Genomic DNA, 12,149 nt, shown 5'->3' with positions numbered 1-12,149 from the left:
CCGGATTGCTGAAGGCGAGCCACCCTGCGGGGCTTTCCGGGGCATGAAAGAAATGATCGCGCGCGACGACCCTTCGCCGCCGCGCGCAATGCCTTACGGCAGCGACAATCAACACCTTCTCGCTGGCCGAGGAATGTTCAGACAAAGGATGAGGCTATGGTTCAAGTTCGCAAACTGGTGTTAGCAATAGCGGCCGCCTCGGCGCTGTCCTCCGGTATGGCGCATGCGCTCGGGCTCGGGGAGTTGACCCTGAAGTCGTCGCCGAACCAGCCGCTGGTGGCGGAAATCGAGCTGCTCGACGTCAAGGAGCTCACCGCCGCCGAAGTGGTGCCGAGCCTGGCGTCGCCGGAAGAGTTCGCCAAGGCCGGTGTCGACCGCCAGGCGCTGCTTAATGACTTGAGCTTCACCCCGGTGATCAACGCCGGTGGTCGGAGCGTCCTGCGTGTGACGTCCAGCAAGCCGCTGTCCGAGCCGATGGTGAAATTCCTGGTTCAGGTGATGTGGCCCAACGGTCGCCTGCTGCGCGACTACAGCGTCCTGCTCGATCCGTCCAAATTCTCGCCGCAAGCCGCCGACGCGGCTGCGCAGCCTGCACCCGTCCAGTCCGTCACGGCGCCCGTCACCGGCGCCAGCAAACCTGCCGAATACACCACCACGCCACGGGATACCCTGTGGGAAATCGCCGCGAAGGCGCGTAATGGCGGGTCGATCCAGCAAACCATGCTGGCCATCCAGGCGCTGAATCCGGATGCGTTCATCAATGGCAACATCAACCTGCTGAAAACCGGTCAGGTCCTGCGCCTGCCGGATCAGGCCCAGAGCACCAGCCTGGCGCAACCGAAGGCCGTTGCAGAAGTCGCCGCGCAGAACGCCGCCTGGCGCCAGGGTCGCCGTTATGTGGCCAAGCCCGGCACCGGCCAGCAGCAGCTCGATGCGACCAATCGCGGTCGCAGTGATGCCGCCCCTGCGCAAGCGGGAAAGGACAATCTGAGCCTGGTGTCGGCTGAGTCCGGCAAGGCGCGTGGCAAAGGCCCCGCAGGCGATGCCAAGGCTATCGGCAACAAGCTGGCGGTCACCCAGGAAAGCCTGGACACGACCCGACGTGACAATGCCGAACTGAAAAGCCGTATCAGCGATCTGCAGAGTCAGATGGACAAGTTGCAGCGCCTGATCGAACTCAAGAACAACCAGTTGGCCAAGCTGGAAGCGGAGGGGGCGGCGAGCGGCACTCCAGAGCCGGCGCCTGCTGTGGCCCCGGCCGGCGCGATCGCGACGGCACCGGTGATTTCCGCCGAGCTGACGCCTGCGCCGGCCGCACCGGCAACCCCGACCCCACCAGCCGCCACCGAAGCAGCGCCAGCCCCGGCTGAAGCGCCTGCCGAGTCGAAGCCTGCCGCATCTGACGAGCAGGCCTTCAACGACCTGCTGACCAATCCGGTGCTGTTGGGCCTGATCGGTGGTGGTGCGGTGGTTCTGGCGCTGTTGCTGCTGTTGCTGGCTCGTCGCCGCAAGGCCCAGCAGGAGGCCGAAAAACACTTGCGCATGGCGCGTGCCCTGGCCGAAGAGCAGTCATTGTCTTTCGATCATGATTTGCCGGACAGCAGCTTCGAAGGCCTTGAAGTACCCGCGCCGAGCGTCAATCTTGCTACCGCCCCAGCCCCAGCCCCAGCGCCAGCGCCAGCTGCAGCGCCCAAGCCGGCACCCGCACCCGCTCCGACGCCTGCGCCCGTGATCGTGCCGGAAGTGGTGACGCCGCCCATCGCCTCGTTCCTGGTCGAGCCGACCGCCGAGCGCGATGATGACGTGCTGAGCAAGGCGCAGTCGCACATCGCCGCTGGCCGCCTGAACCAGGCTGCCGCGTTGCTGGAAGACGGGATCAAGCAGGAACCCCAGCGCAGTGATTTGCGCCTGAAACTGATGGAAGTCTACGGCCAGCAGGGCGACCGCGATGCATTCGTCGGTCAGGAGCGTCAGCTGGTGGCCAACGGCGAGAACTTCGCCCGTGTCGAAGAGCTGAAAAGCCGCTTCCCGGCCATGGCAGTGGTCGCTGCCGGCGGCCTCGCGGCGGCTGCGGTCGCCGCCGAACTGGATGCGCAGTACGTCAAGGACCTGTTGCTGGACGAGCCGGAGGCGCCAGCGCCGGCGCTGGACGACGCCGACTTCGACAGCGCGTTCGACCTGAGCCTGGATGATCTGGACACACCGGTTGTGGCCGCGCCGCTCGTCGCGCCAGAAGCCGAGACGGGCGTCCTGGATGAGCTCGAAGAATTTCCGGCGGACGATGACCTGAGCTTTGAGTCGGTGTTGCAGCAGCAGACCGAAATCAAGGAAAGCCTCGATGACCTGTCGGACTTCGATCTGGACATGGACCTCGGCGCCGAGCCTTCACCGGCCACGCTGGCCGAAGACGATTTCCTGTTGAGCCTGGACGACGACGTCAAGGATCTGCCGGCCGCAGAGGTGCCGGTCACCGCGCAAATGCCGGATGATCTGGAGCTGCCGTCTGATTTCGACCTGTCGCTGGCCGATGAGATGGACGCTCCGGACGCCTTCTCGGCCGAGCTGGATGACGTCAATGCCGAGCTGGATCGCCTGTCCCAGAGCATCAGCGAGCCCACCTTCAGCGAAGAGGACGCCCTGGCGTCCGCAGCGGACGAGCCGGAGTTCGATTTCCTCTCCGGCACCGACGAAGTCGCCACCAAGCTCGATCTGGCCCAGGCCTATATCGACATGGGGGATGCCGACGGCGCCCGGGACATTCTCAACGAGGTGGTGACCGAAGGCAGCGATGGCCAGAAAAGCGAGGCCAAGGAAATGCTTTCGCGTCTGGCTTGAGTGATCATTCAGGCATAAGCAAAGCGGCAGCCCATGAGGCTGCCGTTTTTGTATGTGTTGGTTGGTGGTGATATTTGAATGGCTATCGCGAGCGGGCTCGCTCCCACAAAGAGTCGGCGGTGCCAGATCCAATGTGGGAGCGAGCCTGCTCGCGATGAGGGCCTGTTCGACGTCGGCAGCGCATCAAACGTCGCTGGTATCCCGCTCCGACCGCCTTATAATGCCCGCCTTTGCGAACATCAGCAGGCTTCACCTCTTGGCAAATATAGATAACCCGGCCGCCGAAATGGCAGCCGAGGGCTTTTTTCGCGTCGCCCTGGGCGTTGAGTACAAGGGCTCGCGCTTTCGTGGCTGGCAGCGTCAGGCTTCCGGTGTGCTCACCGTTCAGGAAACCCTGGAAACGGCCCTGTCCAAGGTCGCCAACTCGCCGGTGTCGCTGCTGTGCGCCGGGCGTACCGATGCGGGCGTGCATGCGTGCGGCCAGGTGGTGCATTTCGACACGCAGGTCGAGCGGTCGATGAAGGCGTGGGTCATGGGCGCCAACATCAACTTGCCCCATGACGTCAGCGTCACCTGGGCCAAAGTCATGCCGGCGCATTTCCATGCCCGGTTCAAGGCCATCGCCCGGCGCTACCGCTATGTGATCTACAACGATCAGATCCGCCCGGCACACTTGAACGAGGAAATCACCTGGAATCATCGTCCGCTCGATGTCGAGCGCATGGCCGAGGCGGCGCAGTACCTGGTTGGCACCCACGATTTCAGCGCCTTCCGCGCCGGGCAGTGCCAGGCCAAATCGCCGATCAAGCAGCTGCATCATCTGCGGGTTACCCAGCATGGCAAGATGATTGTGCTGGACATTCGTGCCAACGCTTTCCTGCATCACATGGTGCGCAATATCGCGGGCGTACTGATGACCATCGGTGCTGGCGAGCGTCCGGTGGAGTGGATGAAAGAGGTGCTGGAGAGCCGTATTCGCCGCTCCGGCGGGGTGACGGCGCATCCATTTGGCTTGTACCTGGTGCAGGTCGAGTACCGCGACGAGTTCGAGTTGCCCGAGCGTTACATCGGCCCGCACTTCCTGACAGGTTTCTCCGAACTTGACGGCTGACGCCCTCGAATGCATTTGCTACCATCCGGGACTTCCCCGGATTTACCCTGAGGTTTTATCGACATGTCGCCCGTTCGCAGCAAGATTTGCGGGATTACCCGCATAGAGGATGCGTTGGCGGCAGTGCAGGCCGGGGCGGATGCAATCGGATTCGTGTTCTACCCCAAGAGTCCGCGCGCCGTGACGTTCCAACAGGCTCGCGACATCATCAGTGCGCTGCCGCCGTTCGTGACCACCGTTGGCCTGTTCGTCAACACCAGTCGTTGCGAGATGGGTGAACTGCTCGACGCCGTGCCGCTGGACCTGCTGCAGTTTCATGGCGATGAAGTCGTCGCCGACTGTGATTGCTGGCATCGACCGTACATCAAGGCGGTGCGGGTCAAGGCCGGCGATGACATCGCGGCGGCCTGCCGGGCCTTTCCAAGCGCCAGTGGCATTCTGCTCGACACCTACGTCGAAGGCGTTCCGGGCGGAACCGGCGAAGCCTTCGACTGGTCTCTGATACCTCAAGGCCTGAGCAAGCCGATCATCCTGGCGGGTGGGTTGACGCCAGACAACGTCGCCGCAGCGATTGCACAGGTTCGGCCTTATGCCGTGGACGTCAGCGGTGGGGTGGAAGCGAGCAGGGGCATCAAGGATCACGCAAAGATTCAGGCATTCATTGAAGCGGTACGCAGCAGCACGTAGTCGATGTGACGGCTGGCAGACTGCCGCCGTCCCAAAATGCACTGCGCTGCACAAAGCAGGCACGGCTGAGGATCGATGGGTTGTACGCAGGTCACGCTTCACTGACCCGGCCATCCAGCGATCATCGCCACACACATGAATTTGGCTCAAGGGCATACGCGGGGCTGCGAACCAGAGCGTTCGGGCCGCCGGTACTGGAGAAAGAAAGCATGAGCAACTGGTTAGTAGACAAACTGATCCCTTCGATCATGCGTTCCGAGGTCAAGAAGAGCTCGGTGCCTGAAGGTCTGTGGCACAAATGCCCGTCTTGCGAGGCTGTGCTGTATCGTCCGGAGCTGGAAAAGACCCTGGATGTTTGTCCCAAGTGCAACCACCACATGCGCATTGGCGCTCGCGCCCGTATCGACATTTTCCTCGACGCCGACGGCCGTAGCGAGCTGGGTGCGGACCTGGAACCGGTCGATCGCCTGAAGTTCCGTGATGGCAAGAAGTACAAGGACCGCCTGACTGCTGCACAGAAGCAGACCGGCGAGAAAGACGCCCTGGTCTCCATGAGTGGCACCCTGCTGGGCATGCCGGTGGTGGTTTCGGCGTTCGAGTTCTCCTTCATGGGTGGTTCGATGGGCGCCATCGTCGGCGAGCGTTTTGTCCGCGCGGCCAACTACGCCCTCGAAAACAAATGCCCGATGATCTGCTTCTCGGCCTCCGGCGGTGCGCGGATGCAGGAAGCCCTGATTTCCCTGATGCAAATGGCCAAGACTTCCGCAGTGCTGGCGCGTCTGCGTGAAGAGGGCATTCCGTTCATCTCCGTGCTGACCGACCCGGTCTACGGTGGTGTTTCCGCCAGCCTGGCGATGCTCGGCGACGTGATCGTCGGCGAGCCGAAAGCCCTGATCGGCTTCGCCGGTCCCCGCGTCATCGAGCAGACCGTGCGCGAAAAACTGCCGGAAGGCTTCCAGCGCAGCGAGTTCCTGCTGGAGCACGGCGCCATCGACATGATCATTCCTCGTCAGGAGCTGCGTCCACGCCTGGGTAACCTGCTGGCGCAACTGACCGGCAAGCCGACGCCGAAATTCGTCGCCACACCCGTCGAGCCGATCGTCGTTCCGCCGGTGCCTGCAAACCTATGACCCAACGTACCCTTGGCGAGTGGCTCGCCTACCTCGAGCAATTGCACCCTTCGGCCATCGACATGGGCCTTGAGCGCTCGCAACAGGTAGCGTCCCGCATGGGACTGGGCAAGCCGGCGCCTCGGGTGATCACGGTCACCGGCACTAACGGCAAGGGGTCTACCTGCGCATTCGTGGCTTCGTTGCTGCGGGCGCAGGGCATGAACGTCGGTGTCTACAATTCTCCGCACCTGCTGCGCTACAACGAGCGGGTGCAGGTCAACGGTGTCGAAGCCACCGATGCCCAGCTGTGCGAAGCCTTTGCCGCTGTGGAAGCCGGGCGTGGCGACACTTCTCTGACGTATTTCGAAATGGGCACCCTGGCGGCCTTCTGGCTGTTCCAGCATTCCGGGCTGGATGCCGTCGTGCTGGAAGTCGGGCTGGGCGGGCGTCTGGATACGGTCAATGTGGTGGACGCCGACATGGCGCTGGTGACCAGCATTGGCGTTGATCACGCCGATTATCTGGGCGACACCCGTGAATCCGTGGCCTATGAAAAAGCCGGAATCTTCCGCCAAGGCGCGCCTGCGCTCTGTGGCGACCTGAATCCGCCTCAACCGCTGCTGGACAAGGCACGTGAGCTGGCTTGCCCCTTTTTCCTGCGTGGGCGCGATTTTGACCTGGGCGTGACCGACCACGGCTGGCAATGGCGCGGTCTGGATGCCCAGGGGCGCTCCGTCGAACTGCATGACCTGCCGTTGCTCGATCTGCCGATGGAAAACGCTGCGTTGGCACTGCAAGCCTATCTGCTGCTCGGCTTGCCTTGGGTCAGGGAGCAGATTGCCGATGCCCTGCAAGCCACGCGCGTGGTCGGGCGTCTGGATCGCCGCCAGTTCGATTGGCAAGGCAAGCGCCTGAATCTGTTGCTCGATGTGGGGCATAACCCTCACGCGGCCGAGTATCTGGCCCGGCGCCTGGCGAGCCGACCACCGGCCGGCAAGCGTCTGGCGGTATTCGGATTGCTGGCGGACAAGGATCTGGATGGTGTTGTGGGCGAGTTGAGTGCTAGTGTCCAGCACTGGGCTGTGGCCCCGCTGGATTCGCCGCGCGCACGGCCAGTGGCCGACCTGTACGGAGCGCTGCACAGGCTCGGGGCCTCGGTGACGCCCTACGACAGCGTGGCGGCCGCCCTGGAAGGCCAGTGCGCGCAGGCAACGAGCGACGACGAGATTGTGTTGTTCGGATCATTTTATTGTGTCGCCGAGGCCCTGGATTGGCTGGCTCGGCGCTCCACGGAGGAAGCGGCAAATGGCATTGCTGGATAAAGCGTACAAACAGCGCATGGTTGGCGCCCTGGTGCTGGTGGCGCTGGCAGTGATTTTCCTGCCGATGCTGTTTTCCCGCCAGGATGAGCAGCGTCAGGTCACGGTCGAAGCGCCCGCCGCCCCGCAGGCGCCTTCGGTGCCGGCAGTGCAGGTCGAGCCGGTCGTGGTGCCGGAACCGCAAGCCCTGCCGCAAGAGCCCGTGCCAAGCGATGACGAGATCGCCCAGCAGGAGGAGCCTTCGACGCCGATCGCACCGACTGCGCCGGTCGCCCCGGCACCGGCGGCCAAGCCTGTGACGCCAGCCCCCGTGCCGGCACCGGTTACCCGACCATCCACGGCGCCGAGCCAGCCGATTGCAGCCGCACCGACCAAGCCGGACACGACGCAAAGCCGCGTCGATGCCAATGGCCTGTCGGTCAGCTGGTCGGTGCAACTGGCCAGCCTGTCGAGCCGTGCCAGTGCGGAAAACCTGCAGAAGACCCTGCGCAGCCAGGGTTATAACGCCTATATCCGCACGGCCGACGGCAAGAATCGCGTGTTCGTCGGGCCGCTGATCGAGCGTGCGGAAGCCGATCGCCTGCGTGATTTGTTGAATCGCCAACAGAACCTCAAGGGTTTTGTCGTGCGTTTCCAACCTGAGCGTGGGTAAAAACTATCGCCCCGATTTGAAATGCACTGACAATCGCAGCTTACCGACACGCATGGGCTCTGCTAAAATGCGCCGCCTTATCCGTCTGTAGGCTGCACTGTGCCATTTACCTGGGTTGACTGGGCGATCGTTGCAATCATCGCCATCTCCGCATTGATCAGTTTGAGCCGCGGCTTCGTCAAGGAAGCATTATCGCTGGTGACCTGGATCATCGCAGGAGTCGTCGCCTGGATGTTCGGTGGTGCATTGTCCGAATACCTCGCCGGATACATCGAAACGCCATCGGCCCGCGTGATCGCGGGTTGCGCGATTATGTTTGTCGCCACGTTAATCGTAGGCGCAATGATCAATTATCTTATCGGCGAATTGGTTCGCGTCACCGGGTTGTCCGGGACCGACCGGTTTCTCGGCATGGCCTTCGGCGCCGCGCGTGGCGTGTTGCTGGTGGTCGTGGCGGTCGGGCTGTTGAGCTTGGGGCCGGTACAGCAGGACGGGTGGTGGCAGCAGTCCCAGCTCGTGCCAAAATTTCTATTGGTTGCAGACTGGTCCAAAAACCTGATCCTCGGGTGGAGCAGTCAGTGGCTTGCCAGCGGTATCAGCGTACCCGCTGAAATACCGTTCAAGGAGCACCTCTTGCCGACGGCCAAAACGCCTCAGTGAGTGGTGTTCAATCCAGTTCCATAAAGTAGGGGTTGCTTCGCATGTGTGGCATCGTCGGTATCGTCGGTAAGTCGAACGTCAATCAGGCGCTGTATGACGCGCTAACCGTGCTCCAGCACCGCGGCCAGGACGCTGCCGGTATCGTGACCAGCCATGACGGCCGGTTATTCCTGCGCAAGGACAACGGCCTGGTGCGTGACGTGTTCCATCAGCGTCACATGCAGCGTCTGGTGGGTCACATGGGCATCGGCCATGTGCGTTACCCGACCGCCGGCAGCTCGACGTCGGCCGAGGCTCAGCCGTTCTACGTCAACTCGCCTTACGGCATCACCCTGGCGCACAACGGTAACCTGACCAACGTTGAACAGTTGGCCAAGGAGATCTACGAGTCCGATCTGCGCCACGTCAACACCAACTCCGACTCGGAAGTGCTGCTCAACGTGTTCGCACACGAACTGGCCCAGCGCGGCAAGTTGCAGCCTACCGAAGAAGACGTGTTCGCCGCCGTGACTGACGTGCACAACCGCTGCGTCGGTGGTTATGCCGTCGTGGCGATGGTGACCGGCTACGGCATCGTCGGTTTCCGCGACCCGCACGGCATTCGCCCGATCGTTTTCGGCCAGCGTCACACCGACGAAGGCGTCGAATACATGATCGCCTCCGAAAGCGTCTCCCTGGACGTGCTCGGTTTCACCCTGATTCGCGACCTGGCGCCAGGCGAAGCGGTCTACATCACTGAAGACGGCAAGCTGCACACCCGCCAGTGCGCGACCAATCCGTCCCTGACGCCGTGCATTTTCGAGCACGTCTACCTGGCGCGTCCGGATTCGATCATCGACGGCGTCTCGGTCTACAAGGCCCGCCTGCGCATGGGTGAGAAACTTGCGGAGAAAATCCTGCGCGAGCGCCCGGAGCACGACATCGACGTGGTCATCCCGATTCCCGACACCAGCCGCACCGCGGCGCTGGAACTGGCGAACCACCTGGGCGTCAAGTTCCGCGAAGGCTTCGTGAAGAACCGCTACATCGGCCGTACATTCATCATGCCTGGCCAGGCTGCACGGAAAAAATCCGTCCGCCAGAAACTCAACGCCATCGAACTGGAGTTCCGCGGCAAGAACGTGATGCTGGTGGACGACTCCATCGTCCGCGGCACCACCTGCAAGCAGATCATCCAGATGGCCCGCGAAGCCGGCGCGAAAAACGTCTACTTCTGCTCTGCGGCCCCGGCCGTGCGCTTCCCGAACGTCTACGGCATCGACATGCCGAGCGCCCACGAGTTGATCGCCCACAACCGTTCGACCCAGGACGTGGCTGACCTGATCGGTGCTGACTGGCTGATCTATCAGGACTTGCCTGACTTGATCGAAGCGGTCGGGGGCGGCAAGATCAAGATCGACAAGTTCGATTGCGCGGTGTTCGACGGTCAGTACGTCACTGGCGATGTCGACGAGAACTACCTGAACAAGATCGAGCAGGCACGCAACGATGCCTCCAAGGTCAAGACGCAGGCGGTCAGCGCGATCATCGACCTGTACAACAACTGAGTTTGCACCGGCCCTGAGGGGCCGGTTTTGTATCTACCAGAGAAAGGCAAGGAGTGACAGCATGAGTCAGGATTGGGATGCCGGTCGGTTGGACAGCGACCTCGAAGGCGTAGCGTTCGATACCCTGGCGGTACGTGCCGGTCAGCACCGCACGCCGGAAGGCGAGCACGGCGATCCGATGTTCTTCACTTCCAGCTATGTATTCCGTACTGCCGCCGACGCGGCCGCGCGCTTTGCCGGGGAAGTGCCGGGCAACGTCTATTCGCGCTACACCAACCCGACCGTGCGTGCATTCGAAGAGCGCATTGCTGCGCTGGAAAGCGCCGAGCAGGCCGTGGCGACCGCCACCGGCATGGCCGCGATCATGGCGGTGGTGATGAGCCTGTGCAGCGCAGGTGACCACGTATTGGTTTCGCGCAGTGTATTCGGGTCGACCATCAGCCTGTTCGAGAAGTACTTCAAGCGTTTCGGTATTGAAGTCGATTACGTGCCCCTGGCGGATTTGTCCGGTTGGGAGGCGGCAATCAAGGCCAACACCAAGTTGCTGTTCGTCGAGTCGCCATCCAATCCGCTCGCGGAGCTGGTGGACATCGCCGAGCTGGCGAAGATCGCGCACGCCAAGGGCACGATGCTGGTGGTCGACAACTGCTTCTGCACACCGGCCCTGCAACAGCCGCTGAAGCTGGGCGCAGACATCGTCGTGCACTCGGCGACCAAGTTCATCGATGGCCAGGGTCGTTGCATGGGGGGCGTCGTGGCCGGTCGCAGCGAGCAGATGAAGGAAGTGGTGGGGTTCCTGCGGACCGCCGGTCCTTCGTTGAGCCCGTTCAATGCCTGGATATTCCTCAAGGGCCTCGAAACACTGGGCCTGCGCATGAAGGCACACTGTGCCAATGCCCAGCAACTGGCCGAATGGCTGGAGCAGCAGGACGGCATCGAAAAAGTGCACTACGCCGGTCTGAAAAGCCATCCGCAGCACGAATTGGCCCAGCGCCAGCAGAAAGGCTTCGGCGCGGTGGTGAGTTTCGAAGTCAAGGGTGGAAAGGAGGGCGCGTGGCGCTTCATCGATGCCACCCGGTTGATTTCGATCACCGCCAACCTCGGTGACAGCAAGACCACCATCACCCATCCGAGCACCACCTCCCACGGCCGTTTGGCGCCGCAGGAGCGTGAAGCCGCAGGCATTCGCGACAGCCTGATCCGCATTGCGGTCGGTCTGGAAGACGTGGCGGATCTGCAGGCCGATCTGGCCCGTGGGCTGGCTGCCCTGTGATTGAGCTGTCCTCATTGACCACGGCTTCCAGAGGTCGCGTGGCACTGGTAACCGGTGCCGCGCGGGGCATTGGCCTGGGGATCGCGGCCTGGCTGATCAGCGAAGGCTGGCAGGTCGTGCTGACGGACCTGGACCGCGATCGTGGTGCGAAAGTGGCGAAGGTGCTGGGCGATAACGCCTGGTTCATTGCCATGGACGTCGCGAACGAGGCGCAGGTGGCCTTGGGCGTTGCCGAAGTACTGGGACAGTTTGGACGGCTGGATGCGCTGGTGTGCAACGCCGCGGTGGCCGATCCGCACAATATCACCCTCGAAAGCCTCGATCTGGCCTACTGGAATCGGGTGCTGGCGGTGAACCTGAGCGGGCCGATGTTGCTGGCCAAGCACTGTGCACCCTACCTGCGTGCCCACAGTGGCGCGATCGTCAACCTGGCCTCGACCCGGGCGCGACAGTCGGAACCCGATACCGAGGCGTACGCGGCGAGCAAGGGCGGCCTGCTGGCCCTGACCCATGCACTGGCCATCAGCCTGGGGCCGGAGATTCGCGTCAATGCTGTCAGCCCCGGCTGGATCGATACCCGTGACGCGGCGGTGCGACGTGCCGAACCGCTGACCGAGGTCGACCATGCCCAGCATCCGGCGGGCAGGGTAGGGACGGTCGAGGACGTGGCGTCGATGGTGGCCTGGCTGCTGTCGAAGAACGCCGGGTTCGTCACGGGCCAGGAGTTCGTGGTCGATGGCGGGATGAGCAAGAAGATGGTCTACAGCGAGTGATCGGGGCTGGCGCGGTGATTGTCCGGGCCACTGCTTTCGCGAACAGCCTCGCTCCCGCGCTTTAAAGCAATGTGATCGCTGCGGGGGTGGGTCGGCCCGCGAAGGCCTTCTGCCTGCAAATGACATGATTTTGTCTTTTTAAGAAAAACTTCAATCCTGCTATTGACTTAGGTTCGCCAC

10 protein-coding genes are annotated in these 12,149 nt (G+C 62.8%); all 10 read left to right on the top strand.

What is annotated here, in order from left to right:
• Positions 1-156: 156 nt before the first annotated feature.
• The 10 genes from IB249_RS01460 (at position 157) to IB249_RS01415 (ending at position 11,969) form a co-directional block, all read left to right on the top strand.
• Positions 157-2,835, top strand: a complete 2,679-nt coding sequence (locus IB249_RS01460; RefSeq protein WP_192301752.1) for a FimV family protein — start codon at positions 157-159, stop codon at positions 2,833-2,835.
• Positions 2,836-3,121: 286 nt separating this feature from the next.
• On the top strand, positions 3,122-3,946 hold the full coding sequence (gene truA, locus IB249_RS01455; RefSeq protein WP_192302797.1) for a tRNA pseudouridine(38-40) synthase TruA: 825 nt from the start codon (positions 3,122-3,124) through the stop codon (positions 3,944-3,946).
• 63 nt (positions 3,947-4,009) lie between these two features.
• Positions 4,010-4,633 (top strand): phosphoribosylanthranilate isomerase, encoded by a 624-nt coding sequence (locus IB249_RS01450; RefSeq protein ID WP_192301751.1) that lies wholly within the window; start codon positions 4,010-4,012, stop codon positions 4,631-4,633.
• A gap of 209 nt (positions 4,634-4,842) precedes the next feature.
• Positions 4,843-5,763: an acetyl-CoA carboxylase, carboxyltransferase subunit beta gene (gene accD / locus IB249_RS01445; RefSeq protein WP_192301750.1), complete on the top strand. Its 921-nt coding sequence runs from the start codon at positions 4,843-4,845 to the stop codon at positions 5,761-5,763.
• Entirely contained in the window at positions 5,760-7,067 is a 1,308-nt protein-coding gene (folC, locus tag IB249_RS01440) for a bifunctional tetrahydrofolate synthase/dihydrofolate synthase (RefSeq protein ID WP_192301749.1), read from the top strand. The genes accD and folC overlap by 4 nt, the downstream gene beginning before the upstream one ends.
• Entirely contained in the window at positions 7,051-7,716 is a 666-nt protein-coding gene (locus tag IB249_RS01435) for an SPOR domain-containing protein (protein ID WP_192301748.1), read from the top strand. The genes folC and IB249_RS01435 overlap by 17 nt, the downstream gene beginning before the upstream one ends.
• Positions 7,717-7,815: 99 nt before the next feature.
• Complete coding sequence (locus IB249_RS01430) at positions 7,816-8,376, top strand: CvpA family protein (protein WP_017337640.1); 561 nt, start codon at positions 7,816-7,818, stop codon at positions 8,374-8,376.
• Positions 8,377-8,417: 41 nt separating this feature from the next.
• Positions 8,418-9,923: an amidophosphoribosyltransferase gene (purF, locus tag IB249_RS01425; RefSeq protein ID WP_192301747.1), complete on the top strand. Its 1,506-nt coding sequence runs from the start codon at positions 8,418-8,420 to the stop codon at positions 9,921-9,923.
• A gap of 61 nt (positions 9,924-9,984) precedes the next feature.
• Positions 9,985-11,196, top strand: a complete 1,212-nt coding sequence (locus IB249_RS01420) for an O-succinylhomoserine sulfhydrylase (protein WP_192301746.1) — start codon at positions 9,985-9,987, stop codon at positions 11,194-11,196.
• A complete protein-coding gene (locus IB249_RS01415; protein ID WP_192301745.1) occupies positions 11,193-11,969 on the top strand; it encodes an SDR family oxidoreductase in 777 nt (258 codons plus the stop codon). Before IB249_RS01420 ends, IB249_RS01415 begins: the two co-directional genes overlap by 4 nt.
• Positions 11,970-12,149: the final 180 nt, after the last annotated feature.

The sequence above is a fragment of the Pseudomonas sp. PDM04 genome (assembly GCF_014851765.1).
In the GTDB taxonomy this organism is placed as follows: domain Bacteria; phylum Pseudomonadota; class Gammaproteobacteria; order Pseudomonadales; family Pseudomonadaceae; genus Aquipseudomonas.
Note: the sequence above shows the minus strand (reverse complement) of the source record. Positions and strands in the feature narration are given on the sequence as shown.

Bases quoted from the DNA above. Each gene is read 5' to 3' on its own strand.
- IB249_RS01460 (WP_192301752.1), top strand. From the start codon at position 157: ATGGTTCAAGTTCGCAAACTGGTGTTAGCAATAGCGGCCGCCTCGGCG.
- truA (WP_192302797.1), top strand. From the start codon at position 3,122: ATGGCAGCCGAGGGCTTTTTTCGCGTCGCCCTGGGCGTTGAGTACAAG.
- IB249_RS01450 (WP_192301751.1), top strand. From the start codon at position 4,010: ATGTCGCCCGTTCGCAGCAAGATTTGCGGGATTACCCGCATAGAGGAT.
- accD (WP_192301750.1), top strand. From the start codon at position 4,843: ATGAGCAACTGGTTAGTAGACAAACTGATCCCTTCGATCATGCGTTCC.
- folC (WP_192301749.1), top strand. From the start codon at position 5,760: ATGACCCAACGTACCCTTGGCGAGTGGCTCGCCTACCTCGAGCAATTG.
- IB249_RS01435 (WP_192301748.1), top strand. From the start codon at position 7,051: ATGGCATTGCTGGATAAAGCGTACAAACAGCGCATGGTTGGCGCCCTG.
- purF (WP_192301747.1), top strand. From the start codon at position 8,418: ATGTGTGGCATCGTCGGTATCGTCGGTAAGTCGAACGTCAATCAGGCG.
- IB249_RS01420 (WP_192301746.1), top strand. From the start codon at position 9,985: ATGAGTCAGGATTGGGATGCCGGTCGGTTGGACAGCGACCTCGAAGGC.